The sequence below is a fragment of the Glutamicibacter sp. FR1 genome (assembly GCF_047300825.1).
GTDB lineage: Bacteria > Actinomycetota > Actinomycetes > Actinomycetales > Micrococcaceae > Glutamicibacter > Glutamicibacter nicotianae.
The window spans coordinates 940,646-966,103 of record NZ_CP178602.1 but is presented as its reverse complement, the minus strand read 5'-3'; the positions used below and the strand labels follow the sequence as shown (position 1 = coordinate 966,103).

The 25,458-nt window shown below is 60.4% G+C and carries 24 protein-coding genes and 2 tRNA genes; 9 read left to right on the top strand and 17 right to left on the bottom strand.

The window, feature by feature from the left end; genetic code table 11:
• A complete protein-coding gene (gene pdhA, locus ACLQ8T_RS04610; protein ID WP_038989707.1) occupies positions 1-1,116 on the bottom strand; it encodes a pyruvate dehydrogenase (acetyl-transferring) E1 component subunit alpha in 1,116 nt (371 codons plus the stop codon).
• Between the two features lie 150 nt (positions 1,117-1,266).
• Between pdhA and ACLQ8T_RS04605 the strand changes: the two genes are divergently transcribed.
• Positions 1,267-1,740: an Lrp/AsnC family transcriptional regulator gene (locus tag ACLQ8T_RS04605; RefSeq protein ID WP_204721195.1), complete on the top strand. Its 474-nt coding sequence runs from the start codon at positions 1,267-1,269 to the stop codon at positions 1,738-1,740.
• An 85-nt stretch (positions 1,741-1,825) separates the two neighbouring features.
• Here ACLQ8T_RS04605 and ACLQ8T_RS04600 read toward each other — a convergent pair whose 3' ends face one another.
• Positions 1,826-3,451, bottom strand: coding sequence for a cation acetate symporter (locus tag ACLQ8T_RS04600; RefSeq protein WP_413455829.1), 1,626 nt, complete (start codon positions 3,449-3,451; stop codon positions 1,826-1,828).
• Positions 3,452-3,796: a DUF485 domain-containing protein gene (locus ACLQ8T_RS04595; protein WP_204721191.1), complete on the bottom strand. Its 345-nt coding sequence runs from the start codon at positions 3,794-3,796 to the stop codon at positions 3,452-3,454. It abuts the gene before it with no gap.
• 197 nt (positions 3,797-3,993) lie between these two features.
• Between ACLQ8T_RS04595 and ACLQ8T_RS04590 the strand changes: the two genes are divergently transcribed.
• The 4 genes from ACLQ8T_RS04590 to ACLQ8T_RS04575 are packed head-to-tail and all read left to right on the top strand — an operon-like array spanning position 3,994 to position 7,814.
• Entirely contained in the window at positions 3,994-5,175 is a 1,182-nt protein-coding gene (locus tag ACLQ8T_RS04590; RefSeq protein ID WP_413455828.1) for a sensor histidine kinase, read from the top strand.
• 29 nt (positions 5,176-5,204) lie between these two features.
• Positions 5,205-5,921 (top strand): LytR/AlgR family response regulator transcription factor, encoded by a 717-nt coding sequence (locus ACLQ8T_RS04585; RefSeq protein WP_413455827.1) that lies wholly within the window; start codon positions 5,205-5,207, stop codon positions 5,919-5,921.
• A gap of 17 nt (positions 5,922-5,938) precedes the next feature.
• Positions 5,939-6,346, top strand: coding sequence for a hypothetical protein (locus ACLQ8T_RS04580; RefSeq protein WP_204721185.1), 408 nt, complete (start codon positions 5,939-5,941; stop codon positions 6,344-6,346).
• On the top strand, positions 6,339-7,814 hold the full coding sequence (locus ACLQ8T_RS04575) for a cation acetate symporter (RefSeq protein WP_413455826.1): 1,476 nt from the start codon (positions 6,339-6,341) through the stop codon (positions 7,812-7,814). Before ACLQ8T_RS04580 ends, ACLQ8T_RS04575 begins: the two co-directional genes overlap by 8 nt.
• On the opposite strand, the gene ACLQ8T_RS04570 is transcribed toward ACLQ8T_RS04575, so the two are convergent.
• Entirely contained in the window at positions 7,811-8,761 is a 951-nt protein-coding gene (locus ACLQ8T_RS04570) for a DMT family transporter (protein ID WP_413455825.1), read from the bottom strand. The two genes, ACLQ8T_RS04575 and ACLQ8T_RS04570, sit on opposite strands and share 4 nt — an antisense overlap.
• A gap of 39 nt (positions 8,762-8,800) precedes the next feature.
• On the opposite strand from ACLQ8T_RS04570, the gene ACLQ8T_RS04565 reads away from it, so the two are divergent.
• Positions 8,801-9,304, top strand: coding sequence for a MarR family winged helix-turn-helix transcriptional regulator (locus tag ACLQ8T_RS04565; RefSeq protein ID WP_413455824.1), 504 nt, complete (start codon positions 8,801-8,803; stop codon positions 9,302-9,304).
• Between the two features lie 103 nt (positions 9,305-9,407).
• Here the strand turns inward: ACLQ8T_RS04565 and ACLQ8T_RS04560 are convergent, their stop codons facing one another.
• From ACLQ8T_RS04560 to rpsB, 6 genes are all read right to left on the bottom strand, one after another.
• Positions 9,408-9,980, bottom strand: a complete 573-nt coding sequence (locus tag ACLQ8T_RS04560; RefSeq protein WP_038989718.1) for a DivIVA domain-containing protein — start codon at positions 9,978-9,980, stop codon at positions 9,408-9,410.
• Between the two features lie 161 nt (positions 9,981-10,141).
• Positions 10,142-11,686 carry a phosphatidate cytidylyltransferase gene (locus tag ACLQ8T_RS04555; protein WP_413455823.1) on the bottom strand — a complete coding sequence of 515 codons (1,545 nt, stop codon included), beginning with the start codon at positions 11,684-11,686 and terminating at the stop codon, positions 10,142-10,144.
• On the bottom strand, positions 11,686-12,243 hold the full coding sequence (gene frr, locus ACLQ8T_RS04550; RefSeq protein WP_038989719.1) for a ribosome recycling factor: 558 nt from the start codon (positions 12,241-12,243) through the stop codon (positions 11,686-11,688). Before frr ends, ACLQ8T_RS04555 begins: the two co-directional genes overlap by 1 nt.
• Positions 12,244-12,321: 78 nt before the next feature.
• Complete coding sequence (gene pyrH, locus ACLQ8T_RS04545) at positions 12,322-13,044, bottom strand: UMP kinase (RefSeq protein ID WP_038989720.1); 723 nt, start codon at positions 13,042-13,044, stop codon at positions 12,322-12,324.
• 203 nt (positions 13,045-13,247) lie between these two features.
• The gene (tsf, locus tag ACLQ8T_RS04540; protein WP_038990119.1) at positions 13,248-14,084 is read right to left on the bottom strand and encodes a translation elongation factor Ts; all 837 of its coding nucleotides are present in this window, start codon (positions 14,082-14,084) and stop codon (positions 13,248-13,250) included.
• A 145-nt stretch (positions 14,085-14,229) separates the two neighbouring features.
• Positions 14,230-15,054 (bottom strand): 30S ribosomal protein S2, encoded by an 825-nt coding sequence (gene rpsB, locus ACLQ8T_RS04535; RefSeq protein ID WP_038989721.1) that lies wholly within the window; start codon positions 15,052-15,054, stop codon positions 14,230-14,232.
• Positions 15,055-15,450: 396 nt separating this feature from the next.
• On the opposite strand from rpsB, the gene ACLQ8T_RS04530 reads away from it, so the two are divergent.
• Positions 15,451-15,984: a M23 family metallopeptidase gene (locus ACLQ8T_RS04530; protein ID WP_204721179.1), complete on the top strand. Its 534-nt coding sequence runs from the start codon at positions 15,451-15,453 to the stop codon at positions 15,982-15,984.
• A 165-nt stretch (positions 15,985-16,149) separates the two neighbouring features.
• On the opposite strand, the gene ACLQ8T_RS04525 is transcribed toward ACLQ8T_RS04530, so the two are convergent.
• From ACLQ8T_RS04525 to ACLQ8T_RS04495, 7 genes are all read right to left on the bottom strand, one after another.
• Positions 16,150-16,226: transfer RNA gene (locus ACLQ8T_RS04525), tRNA-Ile, on the bottom strand.
• A 99-nt stretch (positions 16,227-16,325) separates the two neighbouring features.
• On the bottom strand, positions 16,326-17,513 hold the full coding sequence (locus ACLQ8T_RS04520; protein WP_204721177.1) for a glycosyltransferase: 1,188 nt from the start codon (positions 17,511-17,513) through the stop codon (positions 16,326-16,328).
• A 54-nt stretch (positions 17,514-17,567) separates the two neighbouring features.
• Positions 17,568-18,479: a DMT family transporter gene (locus ACLQ8T_RS04515; protein ID WP_413455822.1), complete on the bottom strand. Its 912-nt coding sequence runs from the start codon at positions 18,477-18,479 to the stop codon at positions 17,568-17,570.
• 86 nt (positions 18,480-18,565) lie between these two features.
• On the bottom strand, positions 18,566-19,411 hold the full coding sequence (locus tag ACLQ8T_RS04510; RefSeq protein WP_204721174.1) for a phage holin family protein: 846 nt from the start codon (positions 19,409-19,411) through the stop codon (positions 18,566-18,568).
• Positions 19,412-19,683: 272 nt separating this feature from the next.
• Positions 19,684-19,759, bottom strand: a tRNA-Asn gene (locus ACLQ8T_RS04505).
• 139 nt (positions 19,760-19,898) lie between these two features.
• Positions 19,899-20,972 (bottom strand): glycosyltransferase family 4 protein, encoded by a 1,074-nt coding sequence (locus ACLQ8T_RS04500; protein WP_413455821.1) that lies wholly within the window; start codon positions 20,970-20,972, stop codon positions 19,899-19,901.
• Between the two features lie 42 nt (positions 20,973-21,014).
• The gene (locus ACLQ8T_RS04495) at positions 21,015-22,268 is read right to left on the bottom strand and encodes an MFS transporter (RefSeq protein ID WP_413455820.1); all 1,254 of its coding nucleotides are present in this window, start codon (positions 22,266-22,268) and stop codon (positions 21,015-21,017) included.
• 325 nt (positions 22,269-22,593) lie between these two features.
• Here ACLQ8T_RS04495 and ACLQ8T_RS04490 point away from each other — a divergent pair, with 325 nt between their 5' ends.
• Together ACLQ8T_RS04490 and ACLQ8T_RS04485 are read left to right on the top strand one after the other, a co-directional pair.
• Positions 22,594-24,114, top strand: coding sequence for a pyridoxal phosphate-dependent decarboxylase family protein (locus tag ACLQ8T_RS04490; protein WP_413455819.1), 1,521 nt, complete (start codon positions 22,594-22,596; stop codon positions 24,112-24,114).
• Positions 24,111-25,457 carry a lysine N(6)-hydroxylase/L-ornithine N(5)-oxygenase family protein gene (locus ACLQ8T_RS04485; protein WP_413455818.1) on the top strand — a complete coding sequence of 449 codons (1,347 nt, stop codon included), beginning with the start codon at positions 24,111-24,113 and terminating at the stop codon, positions 25,455-25,457. Before ACLQ8T_RS04490 ends, ACLQ8T_RS04485 begins: the two co-directional genes overlap by 4 nt.
• The last annotated feature ends 1 nt before the right edge of the window (position 25,458 follow it).

Below are 25,458 nucleotides of genomic sequence, written 5' to 3'. Positions count from 1 at the left end.
TTACTCTCCACCTTCAAAATCTGCCAAGTAGTCAAGGTAGTTCTTGGCTGCGCGTTCGGTTGGCTCATGCTTTTCTGCGTACACATTGGTGAACAGCTCTTCGGCCTTGGGGTCTTCCATGCTGGTGATCGCCGCGCGAAGCTTCGCGGCGAGGTCATCGGCGGCGTTCTGCGCGCGCTGCTCGTAGGACTGCACATCGGCACCCATCTCATGCAAGTACTTCACCAGGCGGTCGATGGGATCCTTGGCCTTCCACTCTTCGAGCTGCTCGCTCTTGCGGTAGCGGGTTGGATCATCGGCGGTGGTGTGCGAGCCCATGCGGTAGGTGACCGCTTCGATGAAAGCCGGGCCCAGGCCATGGCGGGCATGGTTCAGCGCGGCCTTGGTGGCGGCGTAGACGGCCAGGATGTCGTTGCCATCCACCCGCCATGTCTTCAGCCCGAAACCGTGGGCGCGGTCGGCAATCTGGGTGCGGCTTTGCAGGGCTACAGGTTCTGAGATTGCCCACTGGTTGTTCTGGCAGAAGAACAGCACCGGCGCCTGGTAGCTGGCGGCGAAGACCATGGCTTCGTTCACGTCGCCCTGGCTGGTGGCGCCATCGCCGAAGTAGGCTACGGAGACTTGCTTGCCGCCATCGAATTTGATGCCCATTCCGTACCCGGCGGCGTGCAGGGCCTGCGAGCCGATGACAATCTGCTGGCAGGCGATATTGACTTCATTCGGATCCCAGCCGCTGGCCTGCGCTCCGCGCCACACGCTGAGCAGGTCCTCTGCCTTCACTCCCCTGGCCCAGGCGACACCATGCTCGCGGTAGGAGGGGAAGATGAAGTCGTCGTCATTGGTGGCCCGCACGGAGCCGATTTGCGCGGCCTCCTGGCCGAGCAACGGAGCCCACAGGCCCAGCTGGCCCTGGCGTTGCAAGGCGGTGGCTTCATTGTCCATGCGGCGCAGGACAACCATGTCGCGCAGGAAATCTGCAAGGTCCGCTTCCTTGAGGTCCTTGAGATAGTGGTCAAGTTCTTCGTCCGGGATTCGTTTCCCGTCGACGTTCAGCAGCTGATGCGTGGGTAGGCATCCGGCGGCTACGTCAATGTGCTGTGTGGACACGATCGGCATCCTTACTCTCACGTAGTCGGTTGCGGGTTTTGATTCTCAAACGCCGCTTAATGTGATGCTACTCACGCAAGGCAGGATGCACAATGGTGTTTTTAAAATTAGAGCAAAACGCACTGTTTGATTGCCGTTAGGGATGCTAACGTGCACATTATGCAACTTCTGGACACCACCGACCGGCGCATCCTGCTTGCGCTTTCCAGCGCTGCCAAGCGCACCGGCGCAGCCATTGCCATGGCCTTGAACCTCGGGCGCAATACAGTGCAGACGCGGATGACCCGGCTGGAAAACGAGGTGCTTGATTCCATCGACCGCCGCATCCCGCCCGAAGTCCTGGGCTACGGGCTGCTGTCCTTTGTCGAGCTGCACGTCGACCAGCGCTGCCTGGGCGACATTGCCGCCAAGCTTGAATCCATCCCCGAGGTGCTTGAGGCGCACGGCCTCACCGGCTCTGCCGACATCCTGGTGCGGGTCGCCGCCAAGGACGCCGAGGAACTGTTCCGGGTGCACGGCCAGCTGCTGCATATCGACGGGGTGAATCGCGCGGATTCGGCGCTGTCCATGGCCGAGCTCGTCCCCTACCGCACCACCGCCCTGCTCCAGCACTCGCTCTCCGGCAACGCATAGCGCTCCAGGGCAGCAAAAAAGTTCCGGGAACCAGCCTGCTGGCTGGTTCCCGGAACTCTGCTTTTGCGCTTGCCGCTATTCCCGGCTAGTGGTCGACAGCCTTTTCAGCACCGACACCGGTCAGCGAACGGACTTCCATTTCCGCCTGCTTGGCGATGTCCTCGACACCTTTATCGGTGACCGAGCCCAGCCAGCCCAGGAAGAAGGCCAGAGGAATCGAGACGATGCCCGGGTTGGCCAGCGGGAAGATCACCATGTCGATGCTCGGGATCATCGAGGTTTCCGAACCGGAGAAGACCGGCGAGATGATGATCAGGAGCAGGGCCGAGCCGAGGCCGCCGTACATGGACCAGACTGCACCGCGGGTCTTGAAGCCCTTCCAGAAAAGCGAGTACAGGATGGTCGGCAGGTTTGCCGAGGCCGCGACCGCGAAGGCCAGTGCCACAAGGAAGGCCACATTCTGGCCCTGGGCGCCGATGCCGCCGGCGATGGCGAAGACGCCGATCACCAGAACCGTGCGGCGAGCCACCTTCATTTCCATCTCCGGGGTGGACTTGTCCTTGGCGATCACCGAGGCGTACACATCGTGGGCGAAGGAAGCGGCTGCGGTGATGGTCAGACCGGCAACCACCGCCAGGATGGTTGCGAAGGCCACTGCGGAGATCAGGCCCAGCAGGACGGTGCCGCCCAGTTCGTAGGCCAGCAGCGGTGCCGCCGAGTTCACGCCACCGGGAGCCGCCTGGATCCGATCCGGGCCGATCAGCGCGCCGGCACCGAAGCCCAGCACCAGGGTGAACAGGTAGAAGGCGCCGATCAGCCAGATGGCCCAGACTACCGACTTGCGGGCTTCCTTGGCGGTAGGAACGGTGTAGAAGCGCATCAGCACGTGCGGCAGGCCTGCGGTGCCGAGCACCAGGGCCAGCGCCAGCGAGATGAAGTCCAGCTTGGAGGTTTCCGAAACGCCGTACTTCATGCCCGGGTTCAGGATTTCCGGGTTGCCAGCCACTTCAGCTGCCTTGCCCAGCAGTTCGGAGAAGTTGAAGCCGAACAGGGCCAGCGTCCACACGGTCATGATCAGCGCGCCGGCAATCAGCAGGCAGGCCTTGATGATCTGCACCCAGGTGGTGCCTTTCATGCCACCTACCAGCACGTAGAGGATCATCAGTGCGCCAACGATGACGATCACCAGAGACTGGCCGAACTTCTCGTCGATGCCCAGCAGCAGGGAGACCAGCGCACCTGCGCCAGCCATCTGCGCCAGCAGGTAGAAGACGCACACCGCGAGGGTGGAGATCGCCGCAGCGATGCGCACCGGGCGCTGCTTGAGGCGGAAGGACAGCACGTCGGCCATGGTGAACTTGCCGGTGTTGCGCAGCAGCTCTGCGACCAGCAGCAAGGCAACCAGCCAGGCGACCAGGAAGCCGATCGAGTAGAGGAAGCCGTCGTAGCCCTGGATGGCGATAGCGCCGACAATACCCAGGAAGGATGCCGCCGAGAGGTAGTCGCCGGCAATGGCGGTGCCGTTCTGCGTTCCGCTGAAGGAGCGGCCGCCGGCGTAGTAGTCGGCTGCGGTCTTGTTGTTCTTGGAGGCACGGAGCACGATCACCAAGGTGACGCCCACGAAGGCCAGGAAGATGGCGATATTGACCAGGGGGTTGCCGACCTGGGTCGACTCGCCTGCGGCCTGGGCCAGGATGCTGAGCTGGTTCATCTAGTTCACTCCCTCGCGCTCAAGGCGCTCACGGATCTTGGTTGCTTTCGGGTCGAGCTTCTTATTCGAGAAGCTGACGTAGGCAGCGGTGATCGCGAATGTCGACACGAACTGCAGCAACCCGAGAACAATACCCATGTTGATGTTGCCCAGGACCTTGATGGACATGAAGTCGTGGGCGTAGTCGGCTAGCAGCACATAGGCGAAATACCAGACGAGGAAGAAGATGGCCATCGGGAAGACGAAGCTGCGGTGGGTCTTGCGCAGTTCCTGGAATTCCTCGGATTGGCTCTCCTTGACGAAATCAACGCCGGCAGAGACGTCGTGTTCCGGGTTGGCACTCATGATGCCCTCCTTGAGCGAGTTGGTGATGTGACTGAGCGCACATCTCTTGTGTGACTAAGTTCACTATTGGGGATTATTCCTTTGGCGACTAGGGGGCCTGTGCCGCTCGTGGCTCAACGGACTGCTTTCTGCGCCCAACGGCGCACCTTGGCGCGCTGAACGGTCAACGGATTTCGCGGGGCTCTAAGATGGGGTACATGTCTCCAGCACTGCAAGTCACCCTGATCGTCGCCATCGTGCTGGTCGGAATCGCCCTTGTCGGCTACTTCGGTTTCAAGATCTCCCGCTCCACCCGGGAAATGGGCACCGACGTCGAAGAAGCCACCTACAAGACGCTGCACCACATGTCGGTTGCGGTCCCCCATTTGGAACGCGGCCTGACCGAGGACGGAGCGGCGAAAAGCACCAAGGCGCTGCGCCGGCTGCTGAACTGCCAGGTGCTGCTGATCTCCGACACCACCCACGTGCTGGCCAGCGATGCCGGTGCCGATTTCACTGCGGAGCATGAAGAGACAGCAGCCAACGTTTCGAAAAGCGCGCTGGCGACCGGCAAGACCCAGGTAGAACGCTCTTCCGGCATGGACTTCGTTTCAGCACCCATCACCGTAGGAGATCTGAGTGTCGGGACGGTGACGGCGCTGTCGCGCAGGGCCGGCGCCAGCTTTGTGCGGGCCGTCTCCGAAGTGGCAGTCTTCGTTTCGGCGCAGGTCTCCACCGCGCAGCTGGATGAGTCCAAGGCCATGCTGCTCGAAGCGCAGATGCGGGCCTTGCGCGCCCAGATCTCCCCGCATTTCATCTACAACTCGCTGAATGCGATCGCCTCGTTCATCAACACTGATCCTGCTCGCGCCCGCGAGCTGGTCATCGAATTCGCGGACTTCACCCGCTACTCCTTCCGCCGCCGCGGCGAATTCACCACCCTGGCCGAAGAGCTGGAAGCCATCGACCGCTACCTGCTGCTGGAAAAGGCCCGCTTCGGCGAGCGCATCAAGGTCTCCCTGCAGATCGCCCCCGAGGTGCTGCCCACGCAAATTCCGTTCCTGGCCCTGCAGCCGCTGGTTGAAAATGCCGTGCGCCATGGCCTGGAAGCACGTCCAGATGGCGGAGTCATCTCCATTACCGCCACCGAGGACGGAATGCACGCGTTGATCAGCGTGGAAGATGATGGCATGGGCATGGATCCCGAGCAGCTGGCCAGCGTGCTGGCCGGCGACACCCCGAATATGCATGTGGGCCTGCGCAACGTGGACCTGCGCATGCGCCAGCTCTACGGCAATTCAAATGGTCTGGTCATCGAGACCGCGCCGGGGGCAGGAACACTGATCACCTTGCGCGTCCCGAAGTTCCGTCCACCCAGCGCCATTGCGTCCGATGTTTAGATAGTCCCGATAAACGGTAGAATTTTCGCATGATTAACGTGGTGGTTGCCGATGATGAACTTCCAGCGGTAGAAGAGATCGCTTTTCTGCTCAGCCAGGATTCGCGCATCGGGAAAATTCACCGCGCCACCTCGGGTGCCGCGGCGCTGAAGGCGCTGGAGGAAAATGCGGTCGACGCACTGTTCCTGGATATCCACATGCCTGCGTTGTCAGGTCTGGATATCGCCCGCGTCATTTCCCGCTTCGCCAATCCCCCGCTCATCGTCTTTGTCACTGCCGATGAGGACCAGGCACTGCAGGCCTTCGAATTGGCCGCCATCGACTACGTGCTCAAGCCCATTCGCCCGCAGCGCCTGGCCGAATCCGTGCGCCGCATCTGCGAACTGGTGGAAGATACCCCTGCGAAGCCGGAAATGATCACGGTGGACCAGGGCGGCATCACCAAGCTGATTCCCCGCGCGGATATCGCCTATGTCCAGGCGCAGGGCGACTATGCACGATTGCACACCAAGGATTCGAGCTACCTCATCCGGGTTCCGCTCAACGATCTGGAGCAGCAGTGGGGCGAGTCCGGCTTCGTTCGGATCCACCGTTCCTACCTGGTGTGCATGGACAAGATCGAGACCGTGCGCCTGCAAACCGGCAAGGCCGCCGTGGTGGTCAACAGCACCGAGCTTCCCATTTCCCGTCGCGCATTGCCCTACCTGCGTGAGCGCCTGGCCGCCAACCGCGTCCGCCCGCTGTAGGAAGCAGCTGGCCTTCCGTGGAACAGATTCCCCAAGACAGCAGCCGGCAAGAGCCCCCAACGCCCGGACGATTCGCTGAACAGCGTCCGCAACGCGTGCGCGTGCAGGCTCCGCAAGACGCCTCCCTGAAGGTCTCCCCTGCGCGCCCCGAGCACACGGCAGAAGAATTCTATGTTCGCCAGCTGATCCGTTCTCAGCTGCGGCTGGCCTGCGCCGTGGCTGCGGGCCTGCTGGCGCTGCTGGTCGGCATCAGCGCGCTGCTCGTGTTCTGGCCGGTCTTCGAGGACATCCGCCTGCTCGGCTTGCCGCTGCCTTGGTGGGTTTTGGGCATCGGGATGTATCCGCTGATCATCGTGGCTGGAATGCTCTACAACAGGGCCGCCGAGCGCAATGAAGAACGGTATCGGAGCATCAGCCGTGGCTAGCTTGCTGTCAGTTTCATCCTTGGTGCTGGTCTGCCTGACGACCATGCTGATTGCCTTCCATGGCTTGCGCCTGTCCCGTACTACGTCCGACTTCTACGTCGCTTCGCGCACCGTGCGCCCGTGGTGGAACGCCTCGGCGATTGGCGGCGAGTACCTTTCGGCGGCGTCGTTCCTGGGTGTTGCCGGGCTGATTGTGCTCTCGGGGCAATCGGGGTTGTGGTTCCCCATCGGCTACACCGCAGGCTACTTGATGCTGCTGCTGTTCGTTGCAGCTCCCCTGCGGCGTTCCCGGGCCTACACCATTCCGGACTTTGCGCAGATCCGCTTTGAAGGCTCCCCGATGCTGCGCAAGCTCACCACTTATCTGGTGGTGGTGATCTGCTGGCTGTATATCGTTCCGCAGATGCACGGAGCAGCCCTGACCCTCGCCATTGCCACCGGATTCCCCAGTTGGGTCGGTCCGGTCATTGTCGCGGCGGTGGTCTGCGTGACGGTGCTGTCCGGCGGGATGCGTTCGGTGACCTTCGTCCAGGCATTCCAATACTGGTTCAAGCTGGCTGCCCTGGTCATCCCCACGATCTTCTTGCTGGGGCGCGCCATCCCCGAGCATTCGTCCTCCGGCCATGCGCAGGCCCTGTACGCGCAGCTGGAGTCCGCGAATTCGATGAATCTCTACGAGACGGTCTCCATCATCTTGGCGCTGCTCTTCGGCACCCTAGGCTTGCCGCATGTGCTGGTGCGCTTCTACACGAACCCGACGGGCCAGGCAGCGCGTACCACCACGGTGATTGTGCTGTGCTTGCTCTCGGCCTTCTACCTGTTGCCCACGACGTTGGGTGTCCTGGGCTTGCTGTACACCCCGGAGCTCGGGGCCACCAATGAAACAGATGCCACCATCCTGTTGCTGCCCTCACGCCTTTTCGAAGGATTCCTGGGCGACGCGCTGACCGCAATCGTGGTCGGCGGCGCCTTCGCCGCATTCCTGTCCACCACCTCCGGGTTGGTGGTATCCCTCGCTGGCGCGCTGTCGCAGGAATTCTTTTCCGGCACCGTGCGCGGGTTCAGGATCTCGACCGTTCTGGCTACCGCACTGCCGGTCTTGATTGCGGTGGTGACGAATTCCTTGGCCTTGGCCGGTGCCATTGGCAACGTCTTCGCTTTCACTGCATCGACGATCTGCCCGCTGCTGCTGCTGGGCATCTGGTGGCGTTCGCTGACCGCGCGAGGTGCGATTGCCGGCCTGCTGGCCGGCGGCATTTCCTGCGGGCTGTCCTTGATGATCGGCACCTTCCTGCCCCAGGAAGACGAGATCTGGATCCATCTGCTGCGCCAGCCCGCGGCGTGGAGCGTTCCGCTGGCCTTCCTGGTGATGATCTTCGTTTCGCGCAGCACCAAGCGCAGCGTGCCAGCCAACGTTGAACGCGTCATGGCCCTGCTCCATGTCCCGGACTGGCGGGCGAAGTTCTAGCAGCTCTTCACCGCTTGCCCGGCAGGCGCGTCGCGGCTTGGCAACTGTGGTACAGGAAGTAGCCTGCGCCGGGAGCCGTTGGCCAGCCCCAGCAGGACTCCGCCGAGCACCAAGCCCATCCCCAAAATGCTTTGAAGCCCAAGGCTTTCGGCTGCCAGCAGGGTTCCGAGCAGGACGCCGGTGACTGGATTGAGCAGGCCGAAAAGGCCCACGGACGATGCTGGCAGTTGGCGCAGCCCGGTGAACCAGGCGAGGTATGCGGCCGCGGTAGCAACGAGGCTGACATATCCGAAGCCCGCCGCCGCCTGGATACCAAGCTGAGGCGGCGCTCCATGCACGAGCAGCGCGCAGGGCACCAGGACTGCCCCTCCGGCCACCAGCTGCCAGGCCGTGACCCGGATAATCGGCAGCCCTTGCGACCACCGCTTGGTCAAGATGAATCCGGCACTTGAGCAGAGCATCGCGACCAAGGACGAGATGATGCCCCGGATATCGATGCCGCCCTGCGCATCGAAGACCATGACGGCCACGCCGATGAATCCCATGAGCGCTCCGATCATCGGCCAGCGTGCAGGTCGCTCGCCGAGCATGAGCCAGGCGAACAGCATGAGCGCACCGGCGGAACTCGCCATGGTCGTCGCAGCGACACCCGATGGCAGCAGTTGCGCCACCACGTAGACCAGAGCGAAGAAGGCGCCGATGTTCAGGATGCCCAGGACCGCGGATTTCCACCACCAGCTGCCGTGTGGCAGTTTCCTGGATATCGCCAGCAACACCAAGCCTGCGGGCAACGCGCGGATCGCCGCACCCCAGAGCGCCGAGTCTTCCGGAAGGAATTCCCTGGTGACGTAGTAGTTGGACCCCCACGCGATCGGGGCAATCGCGGTCAGCGCAACCCATCCCAATGACCGCAGCCGGTTTCCGGCAGAAGCTAAAGTATCTTCCATGGAAGATACTTTAGCTTCCTTGGAAGATATAATAAAGGGATGCAGCACAATGACCATGTCTCGCGCATCCAGCAGCAGTGGGCCAAACAGCGTCCGGATCTCGACACCGCTCCGCAGGGAATTATCGGACGGCTTCACCGGCTGGCCAATTACCTCACTGAAGAGCTCTGTGCGGTGTATGCAGAACACGGGCTGACCGAAGCCGAATTCGATGTGCTGGCAACCTTGCGGCGGGCAGGCGAACCGTTCTCCCTGACTCCCGGCGAACTTGCCTTGCAGACGATGGTGACCACCGGAGCCATGACCAAGCGGCTGGACAAGCTCGTAGGCAATGGCTGGGTCACCCGGACCCAGTCCGGTGAAGACCGTCGAGGACGCCTGATCTTCTTGACTGCCAACGGCAAAGAGAAAATCGACGAAGCCTTTGCCGCCCACATGCGCAACGAAAAGCGCCTCGTAGAACAGCTCTCCCCCGCCGACCGTCCGGTGCTGGAGAACATGCTGCGCGACTGGTTGGCCCACCACGAACAGCCAGGCCTCTAAGCTATCCGGTTCTTCCCTCTATGAATGCAAAAAGCCGCGGACGGCAACGGGAGAGAATTTCCCGCCGCCGACCGCGGCATGGCTTTGGAGCCGGTGGCGGCGACTAGTCGATCGAAGCCATCAGCTCGACTACACGGTCGAGGAACGCATCGACCTGCGACTCCTCGTAGCCATCGGTGCCCTGCGCAGAACGGAATTCCACGCGGCGCACGGTGTCAACGGCCATCGGCACGTCGTTCTCGAAGTAGTCGATGAGCTGATCGCACAGGCGATCGACGTCCTCGATGTTGTAGCTCGACGCGTTGGAACGCGAAGGACGGCGGAAACGCTCGCCCTTGGCACGGTGCAAGCGGCCACGCAGGATCGCGGCCAGGCGGCCAACCTGCTGCAGCCAAACCTCTTCGCCCTGATGGGCAATCAAGTCATCGCGCTCGCGCTTGGCAAAGACATCTTCCAAGCGGTCCAGCGCGCCATCGACTTCGCGGGCCTGGTACCCGCCCTTCTGCGGTGCAAAAGTGGTGCGGCGAATCAGGTGGCTGGTGACCACACTGTCGTCGTTTCCTCCACCGTTGAAGGTGGCACGGGCACGGCTCAGGAACGCATCAACTTGCTTTGCGTTGTAGCCGAATTCCGAGTCCGGTACGCGGGAAAACGGAGCATCTTGCTGCTGCGACACGACAGTTCCTTTTTCTCTAGGGAGATATCCGTTGGGCACCGCACTCAGGCGATACCCCTCATATTCTATTGGCTTGTGCCGATAGTTGGCCTGATGGCCACACCAGCGAGTGCATTCCGGTAGCGGATCACACCCGCTGGCGTCGCGGGCCGGGGACGCGGTCAGAAGACTGCGACACTCCAGGCCAGCACATGTGAAATCACGTAACCCAGCGGAATGACGAACAGGACCGAGTCCAAGCGGTCCATGATTCCGCCATGGCCAGGAAGCAGGTTGCTCATGTCCTTGATGCCCAGTTCGCGCTTGACCATGGATTCCGAGAAGTCGCCGGTAGTCGCTGCAATGGTGGTGAAGAACGCCAGGATGACACCCGTCCACCATGGCATGCCCATCCAGAAGTGCATTGCGGATGCGCCAATGGCCATGGAACCGAGCATTGATCCGGCAAAGCCTTCCCATGACTTCTTCGGCGAAATCTTCGGCGCCATCGGATGCTTGCCGATCAGCACGCCCACAATGTAGCCGAAAGTGTCATTGGCGACCGCAAGCAGCAGCAACGTGGCGATGAGCCACTGGCCATTGACCGAATCGAGAATGAGCAGGGCAAAGGACAGCAGCAGCGGCACCCAGCTGATGATGAACACGCTGCTCATCACCGAGGCCACAGCGCCCTTGGCCCCATCCATCAGCCTGAAGAGCAAAGCGATCAGGATGCAGGCAATATAGCTGAACCCGAGTGCCTCTACCCCGCCCCAGATGGCACTGGCCGGCAACAAGATCGAAGACAGGTACAACGGCAATTGCGGTACCGATGTCTTGGCATGGGTAGTAGCCCTGGCCACCTCCCAGCAGCCAATGCAGCTGAGCGCGATCAGCGCGATGACCAGCAGCGGGTGGAACCACAGCAGGCCAACCAGCACGACTCCGAGCAACAGCACGCCGACGCCGATGGCCGCTGGCAGATTGCGCCCTGCACGCGACTTCTTCGGTTCCGGGGTTCCGATCAGCAGCTCCGCAGGGATATCTGCTTCTTCCGCGTCGGGTTCCCCGGTCTCGGCAAGGTCCGTGGAATCGGATACCGGCGGAGCAGGCAGCTTGCTGTCTGCGGGCGCGGGATTCTGCGTCGCAGATACGGCTTCCGGTGTGGCTGATTCTGCCTTCTCCGGCTTGTCATCTTCGGCAGCGGGGTCCGGAACCGTCTTGTCCTTTCCGGGTGCCGCCGACTGTGCAGGCTTCGCTGGTTCTGCCTGCATGGCAGATGCCTGCGCCTCAGCTTCCACCGGCTTGGACAGGTCGGCCTTGAAAGCGGCTTTGGCGCGCTCTTTCGCTTGCCCGGTATCAGCCTTGGCGGCATCAGCCTTGCCGGTCGATTCCGCGACTGCCTGGCTGCCAGCCGCAGCTGGTTGAGGGGTCAGCAATGCGGCATCTTTTCCGGCATCCGGTTTCACTGCTGCTACCGGCGTTGTCATGGCCGCTGGAGCGGGTACCGCAGTGGCAGGTGCAGGCTTGACCGGTTCCTGGATTCCAGTGGCAGGTTCTGAAGCTTCCTTTGCCCCGCGGTTTTTCATGAAACCGCGTTTCTTCCCCTTGGCGGCGGCTTCGCGCCGCGCGCGAGCTTCACGTCGGGTCAGGGGCTGGGATTCTCCGGATGCCACTGAGGGCACCGCCGAAGCGTTGCCCTCAGTGTTGTCTGTCGAGCCTGGCATTAGACTTCCAGCAGCTCTGCTTCTTTTTTCTTCAAGATCTCATCGACTGCGTCAACGTGCTTCTTGGTCAGCGCGTCGAGGTCCTTTTCTGCACGGGTACCCTCGTCCTCGCCAATTTCGCCGTCCTTGACGAACTTGTCGATGGAATCCTTGGCCTTGCGGCGGTGATTGCGCAGTGCAACGCGAGCGTCCTCGCCCTTGGCCTTGGCCAGCTTGACGTATTCCTTGCGGCGCTCTTCAGTCAGCACCGGAAGGACAACGCGGATCATCTTGCCGTCCGAGGATGGGTTGGCGCCAACTTCTGGATCGCCCAGAGCCTTTTCGATTTCGCGCAAAGCGGTCACATCGAATGGGGTGATGGTGATGGTGCGTGCTTCTGGCACTGCGAAGGAAGCCAGCTGCTGCAGCGGGGTTGGGGAACCGTAGTAGTCCACCATGACCTTCGAGTACATGCCTGGGTGGGCACGACCGGTACGGATCGTCGCGAAGTCCTCCTTGGCGGCCTCAATGGTGCGTTCCATCTTTTCGGCGGTATCCGCCAGCGTTTCCTCAATCACCGGTACTCCTCAAGTACTTCATCTGTGTTTCCGCTAAGGGAAATTAAATCTACTTCAATCCTAAGCCACGATCACCGATTAGACGGTGACGGTGGTGCCAATCCGCTCGCCGCGAATTGCCGCGGCCACATTTCCCTCGCCTTCCATGCCGAAGACCAGCATGTCCAGCTTGTTGTCCTTGCACATGGTCATGGCGGTCTGGTCCATCACGCGGATGTTCTTGACCAGGGCGTCGCTGTAGGTCAGGGTATCCAGCTTGGTGGCGGTTGGGTCGGTCTTCGGGTCGGCAGTGTATACGCCGTCCACCCCCGACTTGGCCATCAGGACTTCGTCAGCATCGACTTCCAGGGCACGCTGCGCGGCCACGGTATCGGTGGAGAAGTACGGCAGGCCGGCGCCGGCGCCGAAGATGACGACGCGGTCCTTCTCCATGTGGCGGATGGCACGGCGCGGAATGTAGTTTTCGGCGACCTGGGCCATGGCGATGGCCGACTGGACGCGGGTTTCAACACCGCACTGCTCCAGGAAGTCCTGCAGCGCCAGGCAGTTCATGACGGTGCCGAGCATGCCCATGTAGTCTGCGCGCGAGCGGTCCATGCCGGAAGCGGAGAGTTCCGCGCCACGGAAGAAATTGCCGCCGCCAACCACGATTGCCACCTCGACCTCGCCAACGGTCTGGGCGATCTGCTGGGCGATGCCGCGAACGGTATCTGGGTCAACGCCGATCTTGCCGCCGCCGAATACTTCGCCGGAGAGCTTGAGCAGTACGCGGCGTCGTTTGGTTTCTGGGGTGCTTGGCATGAGGTGTCTTACTCCTGGAGGTCGGAATCAAGCTGGGGGTTCTACGTCCCAGATCCCAAGCTATCGTGAGATCCGGGCTCAAGAAAAGGGAGGCGAGTCACCGAGTTTTCTCTCGGTGCCCACCTCCCTTTGATCTTGTGCGCTCAGGTTGCCCCGAACGCGGTTCGCTTAATGCGTATGGCTACTGCCTAGAGCTGCAAAGCCTAGGCGCCAACGCGGAAGCGTGCGAAAGCAACTGGCTTGGTGCCAGCTTCCTCGAAGACCTGGCCAACGGACTTCTTTGCGTCCTTGGCGAAAGCCTGGTCAACCAGGACGATCTCCTTGAAGAAGCCGGTCAGGCGGCCTTCAACGATCTTGGTGAGTGCAGCTTCTGGCTTGCCCTCTGCGCGAGCGGTTTCGTCAGCGATGCGGCGCTCGTCGGCAACCTTGTCAGCTGGAACCTCTTCGCGGGACAGGTAGGTAGGAGCCATTGCAGCGGTGTGCACTGCAACGTCGTGCGCGACGGTTGCGGCAGCTTCGCTGTCAGCGTCAACAGCCATCAGGACGCCAACCTGGGCTGGCAGGTCCTTGCTGGTCTTGTGCAGGTACGAAGCAACCTTGGCACCCTCGATGCGTGCAACACGGCGTACAACAACCTTCTCGCCGAGGATTGCGCCCTCTTCGATGACGGTGTCGCCAACGGTCTTGCCATCCAGCTCGTAAGCCAGCAGTGCTTCTGCATCTGCAGCGCCGGAAGCCACAGCGGCATCCAGGACCTTGTTGGCCAGTGCGATGAACTTGTCGTTCTTCGCTACGAAGTCGGTCTCGCAGTTGATCTCGATCATCACGCCGACGTTGCCCTCAACCTTGGCAGCAACCAGGCCTTCAGCAGTCGAACGGCCTTCGCGCTTGGTAGCGCCCTTCAGTCCCTTGACACGGATGATCTCGATGGCCTTCTCGGCGTCGCCGTTGGCCTCGTCCAGTGCCTTCTTAACGTCCATCATGCCGGCGCCAGTGCGCTCGCGCAGTGCCTTGATATCAGCAGCGGTGTAGTTTGCCACGTGCAATCCCATTCAGCTAGGAGTTTCAAGTTTATTTTGCTTATGGGACGGGTCGGATTTCCGGCCCGTCCCACAAGACTTGGTGAAGTTCACCTCGAGCTACACGCTAGTGCGCCCAGGCAAACTTCTGGAGTCACGGAGGTGACTACTTGGCTTCTGGAGCCTCGGTTGCAGCATCTGCAGCTGGAGCTTCGGCCTTGGCCTTCTCGCCCTCAAGCAGTTCGCGCTCCCACTCAGCCATTGGCTCAGCAGCACCCTCGGTCTTGCCGGCAGCCTTGTTGTTCTTGGCGATGAGGCCTTCGGCCACAGCGTCAGCAACAACGCGGGTCAGCAGGTTGACGGAGCGGATTGCGTCGTCGTTGCCTGGGATTGGGTAGGTAACCTCGTCTGGATCGCAGTTGGTGTCCAGGATGGCCACAACTGGGATGCCCAGCTTCTGGGCTTCGTCGATAGCCAAGTGTTCCTTCTTGGTGTCAACGATCCAGATAGCGGAAGGGGTGCGGGTCAGGTTGCGGATACCACCGAGGTTGTTCTGCAGCTTGGTCAGCTCTCGCTTCAGCAGCAGCAGTTCCTTCTTGGTGTGGCCCGAGCCGGCAACGTCCTCGAAGTTGATCTCTTCCAGTTCCTTCATGCGCTGAACGCGCTTGGAAACGGTCTGGAAGTTGGTCAGCATACCACCGAGCCAACGCTGGTTGACGTATGGCTGGCCAACGCGGTTAGCCTGCTCGGCAATGGCTTCCTGAGCCTGCTTCTTGGTACCGACGAACAGTACGGTGCCGCCGTGGGCAACGGTCTGCTTCACGAACTCGTAAGCACGGTCGATGAACGACAGCGACTGCTGCAGGTCGATGATGTAGATGCCGTTGCGCTCGGTGAAGATGAAGCGCTTCATCTTTGGGTTCCAGCGACGGGTCTGGTGGCCGAAGTGGACGCCGCTGTCAAGCAGCTCTCGCATGGTTACGACTGGCATGTCGCAACTCCTTTCAGCAGTGGCGGACCGGGCGCGCGTGCGCCCGCGGTAACTGCTCTTGGTTGTTCGGGTTGATGCAGATAGCCATTGTGGATATCCGCCCTGGCATGAGTACCGATTGATGCTTGGCATCTCGGCTTCGGTCCACCGATTCTCTCGGACCACTGGAACCTCAGGCCACAGCCGATTTAGCTGTGAATACTCATACGCGAAGTCAATCTCCTGCCCGATGCACCCAATTTTGGACACACCTGTGACACGACACTGCTGCTTCAAGTGTACTACAGAGAACCCCTTGCCCCGCACGGCGGTTTTGGTGATCTGCAGCCCATTGCCTTGCCCACAATCCGTTCCCCCGGTTGCCCATGATCCATGTTCCGGGGACACCTTGGAAAGATGAAAATCAAGTATCTCTTCGCAGGATTGCAGGTTCTGTTGCTGGCCTTCAGCTTTCCTCCGGCCGCGCCCACGGACGCCGAGCCGCAGCAAGTCCAGGTACCTGCCGCACTTGCCGCCACCAATGGCTGGCGCTGGCCGCTGGCTGGCGAACCGGCAATTCTGGTGCCCTTCGACAAACCGGAGAAAAATTGGCTTCCCGGGCACCGAGGCGTGGACTTGGCAGCCAGCGCTGGTGATGCCGTTTTCGCACCGCAGCGCGGCCGGGTCACGTTCGCTTCAGCGATCGTGGACCGGCCTGTGCTGGTTATCGACCACGGTTCCGGGTTCAAAACCAGCATTGAACCGGTTTCCGCTGAAGTCGCGGTGGGCGACTGGGTGGAGGCGGGTGCCAAAGTGGGCCAGGTGGCAACCGGCGCACATTGCTCTGGCCGTTGCATCCACTGGGGTGTGCGCCTCGATGGAGAATATATCGACCCGGTATTGCTGATCCGCGACATGCGTCCGTCGATCCTCTTGCCGTTGAACGAATGACGCGGCATCGCTCGAGGGCCGCACGAGCCGGATCATCATCCGGCTCCCATGCACTTCTTCACACACCCGTGCATCCAGCGGGATCCAGCTGTGCACTGGAGCGGAGCCGGGAACAAGAAAATCGTCCAGCAGCTAATTTTTCAATAGCTGCTGGACGATCTGCCTTGGTAGGGAGTGACGGACTTGAACCGACGACCAAGGGATTATGAGTCCCCTGCTCTAACCAACTGAGCTAACTCCCCACATGGGTCCATCGCCGGAGCGGTGCAACCACACTCGAAATATTCTAGGGCATCACTAGCCGAAACACCGATTTGGCGCACCCAATGATGACATTCCGGCTAGTGGGTGCTCACTTCTTGGCCCCGGTAGAGGGCTTCGAAGGAGTTCATCGTCTTTTCCTGCGCGTGGTTCTTCACCTTTTCGTGGCCAGCTTCACCCATCTTGGCGCGGTGCTGCTCGTCCAGGGCCAGAACCTGGTCCAGCTTGTTGGCCAGATCCTGCCGATCACCCGGCGTGAACATATAGCCGTTGACGCCTTCATCCACCAGATGCGGCAGCGCCATCGCGTTGGCCAGGACCACTGGCTTGGACGCCGAAAGCGCCTCAAGTGTCACCAATGACTGCAGCTCGGCGGTGCCTGGCTGGCAGAATACGTCGCAACGCAGGTAGGCCTGGCGCAATTGCTCGTCACTGACGTGCCCCAGGAAACGGACGCGGTCTCGGATCTGCAAATCATCTGCGATCTTCTCCAGATGAGCGCGCTGCTCTCCGCCTCCGACGATCTCGATGATGGCGTCAGGCACCTTGCTCATCAGAGGCAAAGCCTCGATCAGTTCGTTGATGTTCTTTTCCACCGCGAGGCGGCCCGCGAACAAGATCGTAGGGAACTCATTGCGGATGATTTCTTCCCCGTCCGCCAGCTCGTAGTTGCCGATCTCAATGCCATTGGACAGCGGGAGCACGTGGTTCAGTTTGGCCCGTTCGCGCATGGCCTTGGCGGCCAGCGGAGTGGGGGTCGTGACGGTATCCGCACGGCCAAAGATCTTCCCCATGTCTTTCCACGAATTGTGCGCGACAATTCGCTTGAACCATTGCGGGAACGGCAGGAATGGGTCCAGGTTTTCCGGCATGAAGTGATTCGTCGCGATGGAGCGAACGTTGTTCTTCCGCGCCCATGCGATGGTGCGCTGGCCAATCATGTAGTGGCTCTGGGCGTGGACCACGTCGGGCTTGATATCCGAGAGCAGCTTGCTGATCTGCTTATTGACTTCCCACGGGAACACGATGCGGAAGTATTCATGGGTCGGTACCGAGTGCGATTGCAAGCGATGGACAATAGCCTCATCGCGGATTTCCGTATAGGTCTTTCCCTTGTCGCCACGGGCTGCCAACACGTGCACCCGGTGGCCTCGCGCATGCATCGCCGTAGCCAACCGGTAGCAAAACATCGCTGCTCCGTTAACGTCTGGCGGATAAGTGTCAGCAGCAATGACGATGGTCAGCGGTTTTTCCTTGGCCACGGGCATCCTTCGGCGTTCACACGCGTTGTAGTTTTTGATAGAGAAATTTGCAGCTTCAGTCTATTTGGAATCAGGCATGGATTTTTCGCCTTCGGTCTTGTTCCGGCGTTCGATCACGTCGGGGTGGTGCCTGGACAGCGCGGTCACGCCGACGATAGCCAAACCGGCAGCCACCAGCATCAGCACGGTGACCAGTACCGGGACATCGGTACGCAGCTCTCCGAGGATGCTGATTCCTATGGCAATGCCAATGATCGGATCGATCACGGTCAACCCTGCGATGACGAGGTCTGGAGGCCCTTTTGAGTAGGCCTTTTGTACAAAGTACGAGCCGAGCAACCCGGCGACTGCCACCGATAGTCCAGCCAGCCACGGCAGCTGGAAAAAGCTGCTGTCGCCGATATTCAATACGGCGATGGCAATGGTTCGCACCAGCACGGCAACGAATCCGAAGAGCACACCGGCGCCGAGGATGAAGAAGAACGCGCCAAGCTTCTTGTGGAAGAAGATGGTGGCCAATCCCACGATGGCGACGACTACCGCCAGGATCATTTCAATCAGGTGGGCTTCGGTTTCAGTCACTTCCTGGTTGCCGTTGGTGGCCGTGACTGCCAACAGCACGAACCCAACCGAACCAACCATGCAGCTGATGATCGCCAGCACGGTGGGACGGTTCATCGTCAGGTCGGTTTCCTTGGCATTGACCATAGCGGTGATCACCAGTGCAATGGCGCCGATTGGCTGCACCACTGTCAGCGGTGCGCTGGCCAGGGCGAAGACGTTCAAGGCCATGCCCAGGGCCATGAGGCCCAAACCGCTCATCCAGCGTTTATTGCTGGCCAGCTTGCCGACATTCTTAAGCGTCAGATCCAGCCCGTCGACTGCGTTGCGTACTGCCTGCGATTGGAAGTGCGCGCCAAAGGCAAGGCAAAAGGCACTGCATAGTGCCGCTGCGATAGCGATCCAAACCATGTCAGTGCCTTTCTAGCCTAAGTTTTCAAATGACGGGGCAGGTGCACGCGTATTAAGGCCGATGCACGGCTCCGTCGGCGAAAGACCTAGGAGCGCTTGAACAATGCCCGGATAACAGCAACCAGTGCCAGCCCGGAACCTGCCATCACGATATATGGACGTGCCTGTTCAGCGCGGTGCGAGCCGGCTCTGTCAGCCTCCGATTGGTCTTCGGAAGACGAAGACGAAGAAGGGCGGACAAATCCCTTGGCCTTGGCCGCTGCCCCGGCAAACTTTTCTCCAGCACCGTGGGTGAAGGAACGCACCTTGTCGATCTTGGCCAGCGGAGCCTGCACGCTTTCGCCCAGGTTGTCACGCAGTGCCTGGATCTGGCGGCGGCGACGCTTGGTGCGAAGGACCAGCTCATCGGCACTCGGTGCCGGCGGCTTCGGTTCCTTCTTCTTGTCTGCGGACTCATCATCCTCAGCCGACTTCTTCTTCAGCGGCTCGTCAAGAGTGCTGACATCGAAGGCGCTGCCATCCTTGAGCACGCCAAAATCGTGGCGGAGTCCGCGAATAGCTGCTTCCGGCTTCAGCGGCAGTGCCTTCTTGACCTTTGAATATCCGACCAATCCCAAGATGGCGGCAATCAGCAAGAAGAAACCTGCAACGATCAATGCGGCGGCCCAACCTGGCAGCCAAAGAGCCAACACGTTGACCAGGGTTACTACTACGGCAATGACGAAGAGCAGCACTACTAGCAGTGCGGCGCCTGCTAGCGCCGCGGCCATGCCAATGCTGATTCCCTTGCCCTTGAGTACGGTAGTCGCAAGCTTGACCTCGTCCGAGAGCTGTTGTGGAACAAGCTCCTTGAGTCCATCAACCTGCGCCTTAGCACTCTTGACACTCGACTTAAGGCTTTCGTCAGCTTGCGTCGATTCAGCTTCAGACATGGTTTCTCCATATTCTCGATCGCTCAGCAACCGGTACAACAAACGCTAACACCCCGGTTGCCGCATACGACTCAGTCTTCAGGCGTAAAACCCACTGCTTTATCTCATGCTGTGGGTGTAACTGGTAACGATTCGAAAGTCTATCGTCTAATCACCTGTGGTTATAGGAGATTCAGGCGTTGCCGGGTTTTCACTTCAATTTTGCGCACCGGCACCACTGTTCTCGGGTAAAGCAAAACCTCCCAGCTGCTGGTGCAACTGGGAGGTTTTCTTGGCTCCTCCAACTGGACTTGAACCAGTAACCCTTCGATTAACAGTCGAATGCTCTGCCAATTGAGCTATGGAGGAATGCAACGAGTAATACTTTAGCACTGGCCAAGTCCGGTTTTCAAATCGGCAGCTCCTCATGCGGAGCACACGTTCCCTTCCCCGATTTTCCGCCATTATTCGCGCGCGGCAAGGTGCTCAACCGCCACTGCGAAGCAATTTACTTTCTGTGATCTGCCGCATATCTGGCCAACTCCAGTAGCTGCTGCGCCGACTGCTCCCATGAGTAGTGGGCGGCTCGTTCGACAGCCCGTTGCGAATATTCTTTCCAGGCTCCGGGCTCATCCAGGGTGCGTACTTGGTCCGCGAAACCCTGCGCATCATCTGCCGTCGCATACAGCGCGGCGTCTTCTGCGACTTCCCGGAAGATCGGCATGTCGGTGGCAATCACCGGAGTTCCCATACTCATGGCTTCAACCAGTGGCAGGCCGTAGCCTTCTTCGCGCGAAAGGGTGACCAAAGCCGTGCACTCGCTGAGCAACCGCTCGTATTCCTCATCACTGACTCCCCGGTGGAATACCACAGTGGCACCTGAAGGAATAAGCTTGGTTAATTCGGCATGACGCTGTTCGCTGATCCCGCTGAGCAGATGCAGCTCATAGTCGGGCAGATGCGCCATACCTCGGATGAGCGTCTCGGCATTCTTGTATTCCATGAAAGAGCCCATATAGATCAGGGTCTTCCTTGGCCGCTTCGCCTGGTCGCGGCGTGCAAAGTTTCCCGTCGGCGCGTTGGACACCAAGCCAATATGCTTCTTGGTCAATCGATGCTTGCGCATCAGCTTGGCGGTGGTGTTGGAGACGGTAGCTACCGCGTCGGCACGATTCAGCAGCATTCTTTGCGGCCAGTAGACCTGGTGGAACAGGAACCACCCGGCACGGATCGGCAGGGGCAGGAATTTCGGCGCGTGCGGATGCGAGTAGTAGATCAAATCATGCAGGGTCAGGATCACGGGATATTTTCGCCCCACGGTCCCCATGGTTTGCATGGGCGAAAACACGACATCAGGGTTGAGCTTATTGACTTGCAAGGCCACGAACGGTTCGAACACACTGGTGGGTCCGGAAATCTTCAAATACGGGACATCTGGAAGCATACCCAGTTGCCTGGTGTCGTTGACCAGCATCGTGACGTCGGCAACTTTGCTGGCGGCTTCGATCAACCCAGCGGTGTACCGGCTGATGCCGTCGTGGTGGGTGATTCGGGTGTATCGAGCGTCGATAACGAGTTTCACGTGCGCAGTTGCCTTTAGTTCGTGGTGCCTACGCTGTCCAGCCTAACGGGTTGCCGGGCCGCGCATCGCCAGATAGCTGATAACCGAGAGGGCCGCGGCAACAACCCAGCCAAGCAGTCCGGCGGCAATCCCCCATGCGCTGGCCACTGCGCCGCCAGCCAAACCGCCGACGGGAACCACTCCAAAGGTGAATAGCCGTCGTGCACTGAGGACTCGTCCCAGCAGGTGCTCGGGAACGATCTGCACGACCCATGAGGAGGCAGCAATGTTGAAGAGCAGCACGATGATTCCCCAGCCCAACGAGAACGTGCCCAGCAGCACCATGGACCACAGTTCTGGTGCGTAGGCTGCGGCCAGTACGCAGCCAGTCAATGCCGCCTGCAGTGAACCGGTGTAGACCAATAGCGTTGCGGGCGGAAACTTCCCAGCCAGCTTTCCTGCGACTGCTGCGCCGATCAGCCCGCCGATGCCGCCAATCGAGACGAAGATGCCGTACCCGAATTCGCCAAAGCCGAGCTCATTGATGATGAAGATCGCCTCCACCGACGAGCCGATGGCCAACCCCAAGTTGGAGAACATCACGGCAACCGTGATCGCCAAGAGCAGCCGATGCCGGAAAAGATATCTGAGGCCGGCGAGCATGCCGCCTTGTTCGGCCGACGGCTTGAGCGTGCCACCAAGGCCTTGCGATGGGCGATGGGAATGCACACGCAGCGCCATCAGCAAGGCCAGCAGGCCCAGTGCCGCCGAGATGCTCAGCAGCGGCGGCGCTCCCCACAGCGCGAATCCGGTTCCCGCAAGGGCCGGGACAACCACTGTCATGGATTGGTCCGCCGCGCTCAGCGAGGCGATCAGCTTGCTAATGCCCGCTGATCGGTTCTCGGGATCATCTTCGATGAGTTGCGGGACGGCAGTGGTTTGCGACGTTTCGGAAAAGACGTTGCAGATGCCAAGCAATGCGCACAGCAGCATTCCCATCGGGATCGATAGCGCTTCTGCGGATGACAGCACCGCCAAGCACCCCAGCAGGAACAGCTTGGCCCCGAGACCGATGCGCAGTACACGGAACGCGGAATACTTGTCGACCATATGGCCCGCGGGAATGCTTGCGAGCACGAAGGCCAGGGAACCAAGCGCATTGAGCATGCCCATTTGCATGGCGGTTGCCCCGAGGGCGCCAACGAACAACAGGTCAATCGCGATATCCGATAGCGAGCGTCCTGCCGCGTCAGTGGCATTCGCCCCGAGGAGCAGACGCTGGGATCGCTCGGCTTTCCGTGGGCTTACCGTAGTCACCTGCCCTCCCTTGCTCCAACTGTTTGATCATACATGCTCGCGCCGAAAACACAATCAAACGATTAGCGATACTTCTTGAACGCCACAAGTCGAGTCGATTACTCCGCTTCGCTATTGAAAGAGCTAATTATTGAAACATCAACATACAGGTCAGAGGGCAACCTACCACAACCACGTGCCACTGATGCGAAAATTGAGAAATTTTTCCCTGGGAGAATCCATCGAATTACTCGGCTTGCATTAACTAATTGAAGTGTGTTGTTAATAGATTCTTGTTAGGTGAGCCTGACCAACTATTGATTGTCTCTATCTGAGGAGCATGCACTTGGGTGCCTCACTGCCTACCCTGCAAATACCTGATCTGCCGCTGCCGATCTACGACGATGCGCTGCTCTGCGCAGACACCGTCCACGTCTACGAAAACGAATCACGTGATGCCATCTCACGTGTGGCCAACCGATTGGCATCGGTCAACGCGCCGACAACCGGACCGACCCCGCAGCAGCTGAAAGCACGCATCGACCTGGTTGATCTGCATCGCCCCTTGGGTTCGACCCAGGACTCGTTCACCGAGTTGAACGAGTTGTACTTCAACGACGCGGTCTACTTCCACGACCCGAAGTATGCTGCGCACTTGAACTGCCCCGTCGTGATCCCTGCAGTCGCCGCCGAAAACTTCGTCACGAGCATCAACACCTCGATGGACACTTTCGACCAGAGCGCCGGAGCCACACTGATCGAACGCAAGCTCATCGAGTTCACCGCCGAGCTGATCGGCTTCGAGGCCGGGCAGGCCGATGGAATCTTCACCTCTGGCGGAACGCAATCCAACCTCCAAGCCATGCTGATCGCGCGGAACACCGCGACCGCGAAGCTGCGCGGAACTTTGCCTGAACGGCTGGCCAACCTGCGGATCTACTGCTCGGAGGACGCGCATTTCTCGATTCGCAACGCCGCGATGCTCCTGGGCCTGGGCTACGACGCAGCCGTGTCCATCCCTACCGACGCCCAGCACCGCATGGATGTACAGGCCTTGCGCGTGCAACTTGACGCGGATCGCGCCGCCGGTCTGGTGCCCATGGCCATCTCCGCCACCAGCGGGAATACCGACTTTGGGGCCATCGATCCGCTGCCCCAGTTGCGTGCCATCGCCACGGAAGTCGGTGCTTGGTTCCACGTCGACGCCGCGTACGGTTGCGGTCTGCTCGTCTCCAGTTCCCACCGCCACCGGCTGGATGGAATTGAACAAGCCGACTCGGTCACTGTCGACTACCACAAATCGTTCTTCCAGCCCATCGGTTCAAGCGCCTTGGTGGTCCGCTCTGCGGCTTCCATGGAATCCATCGCCCACTATGCCGAGTATCTGAACCCGCGTGCGGAGGCCGACGCCACCCCTAACCAGGTGGCGAAGTCGTTGCAGACCACTCGGCGCTTCGATGCGCTGAAGCTCTGGGTCACCTTGCGCTCCTTGGGGGCTCAACGCCTGGGCGACATGTTCGACCAGGTCATTGCGTTGGCCGAGGACGCGCAGCAGGAAGTGGCCATGCGCGCCCAGTTGCATATGGCAGCCGATGTGCAGCTGAGCACGCTGGTCTTCTCCTTTGAAGATCCGCAGCACCTTTTGGACCTGGCAGAGCACAATGCACTGGCCAACCAGATCCGCCAGCGCCTCTATTCCAGCGGCGAGGCAATGATCGCCGCTACCACCGTCAAGGGCAAGCGGCTGCTGAAACTCACGCTGCTGAATCCGAATACGACCCTGGCCGATATCAGCGAGATCCTCGACGCCATCTGCCGCATTGGTTCCGGCATCCTGGCCGAACGCACCCTTGGAGAGAAGAAATGATTCAACCTGCCGAACACTTTGATGCCATCGCCATTGGAGCTGGCCCCTTCAACCTGGGCTTTGCGGCCTTGACCGACGGCTTGGCCGATCTGGATGTCGCCGTGCTCGAAGCCGGAGAGGAGTTCATCTGGCACCCCGGGATGATGCTTCCCGGAACCCACCTCCAGGTTCCCTTCATGGCGGACCTGGTGACCATGGCGGACCCGACCAGCAAGCATTCATTCTTGAACTACCTCAAGGAAAAACAGCGGCTTTACCCGTTCTACATCCGCGAAGACTTCTATGCCCTGCGCGAAGAGTATTCCAACTATCTGGCATGGGCGGCGGAAAATATCCGCAGCGTTCGTTTCGGGCACCGGGTGCTCGAAGCCGACTACCGCGATGGGACCTACCAGCTGTCGGTGCTCACCGCCGCGGGACTGACCCGCTTCACCGCAGACAAATTGGTGCTCGGCACCGGAACCCAGCCTTATCTGCCGCCTGTCATCACACCGGAAGCGCAAGCCAGCGGCAAGGTGCTGCACTCCAGCGACTACGCGTTCCACCGCGAACGGATCCTTTCGCCCCGGGCACCAGGTTCATCTTCGCAGGTAACAGCTGTGCTGGGCAGCGGCCAGAGTGCCGCAGAAGTCTTCCTGGATCTGCTGCGCAGCTTGCCAGCCGAGGACCATCTGGTGTGGGCAACCCGTTCGGAACGCTATTTCCCGCTGGAATACACCAAGCTCACCTTGGAAATGACTTCTCCGGAGTACATCGACCACTTCCACTCCCTGCCCATGGACCAGCGGGATGTGCTTTCAGCTGAGCAAAAGGGGCTCTACAAGGGCATCAATGCGGATCTGATCAACGAAATCCATGAAGAGCTCTACCAGCGAAGCATCAATGGAGCCCCGAATGTGCACCTGCGCACCGGTTGCGCTGCCACGAGCATCGACGCCGACGCGGATTACCTGGCCGTCCGCCTGCACCATGAGCGCACCGGAGAAGACTTGGAGTTCCTTGCCGACAACCTGGTCATGGCAACCGGCTACCGTGCCAGCGCGCCGGACTTCCTGGAAGGCATCAGCCAGCGCATCGACTACCTCCCCGACGGCCGATTCAATGTCGACCGCGAGTATTCCATCGGGCTGGATCAGGACATCTTTGTGCAGAACGCCGAATTGCACACCCACGGCTTCACCGCCCCGGATCTCGGCATGGGCGCCTACCGCAATTCGGTCATCATCAACCGCCTGGCTGGACGCGAAGTCTACCCGGTAGAGCAACGGATCGCCTTCCAGCGATTCGGCGCCGCTGAACTCAGCGGCCTGCCCACTTCCGCCAATGCCAGCGCACGAGCCTAAG

Excerpts from the sequence above, each read along its gene's own strand:
- pdhA (WP_038989707.1), bottom strand. The coding sequence starts at position 1,116 with ATGCCGATCGTGTCCACACAGCACATTGACGTAGCCGCCGGATGCCTA.
- ACLQ8T_RS04605 (WP_204721195.1), top strand. The coding sequence starts at position 1,267 with ATGCAACTTCTGGACACCACCGACCGGCGCATCCTGCTTGCGCTTTCC.
- ACLQ8T_RS04600 (WP_413455829.1), bottom strand. The coding sequence starts at position 3,451 with ATGAACCAGCTCAGCATCCTGGCCCAGGCCGCAGGCGAGTCGACCCAG.
- ACLQ8T_RS04595 (WP_204721191.1), bottom strand. The coding sequence starts at position 3,796 with ATGAGTGCCAACCCGGAACACGACGTCTCTGCCGGCGTTGATTTCGTC.
- ACLQ8T_RS04590 (WP_413455828.1), top strand. The coding sequence starts at position 3,994 with ATGTCTCCAGCACTGCAAGTCACCCTGATCGTCGCCATCGTGCTGGTC.
- ACLQ8T_RS04585 (WP_413455827.1), top strand. The coding sequence starts at position 5,205 with ATGATTAACGTGGTGGTTGCCGATGATGAACTTCCAGCGGTAGAAGAG.
- ACLQ8T_RS04570 (WP_413455825.1), bottom strand. The coding sequence starts at position 8,761 with ATGGAAGATACTTTAGCTTCTGCCGGAAACCGGCTGCGGTCATTGGGA.
- ACLQ8T_RS04565 (WP_413455824.1), top strand. The coding sequence starts at position 8,801 with ATGCAGCACAATGACCATGTCTCGCGCATCCAGCAGCAGTGGGCCAAA.
- ACLQ8T_RS04555 (WP_413455823.1), bottom strand. The coding sequence starts at position 11,686 with ATGCCAGGCTCGACAGACAACACTGAGGGCAACGCTTCGGCGGTGCCC.
- pyrH (WP_038989720.1), bottom strand. The coding sequence starts at position 13,044 with ATGCCAAGCACCCCAGAAACCAAACGACGCCGCGTACTGCTCAAGCTC.
- rpsB (WP_038989721.1), bottom strand. The coding sequence starts at position 15,054 with ATGCCAGTCGTAACCATGCGAGAGCTGCTTGACAGCGGCGTCCACTTC.
- ACLQ8T_RS04530 (WP_204721179.1), top strand. The coding sequence starts at position 15,451 with ATGAAAATCAAGTATCTCTTCGCAGGATTGCAGGTTCTGTTGCTGGCC.
- ACLQ8T_RS04520 (WP_204721177.1), bottom strand. The coding sequence starts at position 17,513 with ATGCCCGTGGCCAAGGAAAAACCGCTGACCATCGTCATTGCTGCTGAC.
- ACLQ8T_RS04515 (WP_413455822.1), bottom strand. The coding sequence starts at position 18,479 with ATGGTTTGGATCGCTATCGCAGCGGCACTATGCAGTGCCTTTTGCCTT.
- ACLQ8T_RS04510 (WP_204721174.1), bottom strand. The coding sequence starts at position 19,411 with ATGTCTGAAGCTGAATCGACGCAAGCTGACGAAAGCCTTAAGTCGAGT.
- ACLQ8T_RS04485 (WP_413455818.1), top strand. The coding sequence starts at position 24,111 with ATGATTCAACCTGCCGAACACTTTGATGCCATCGCCATTGGAGCTGGC.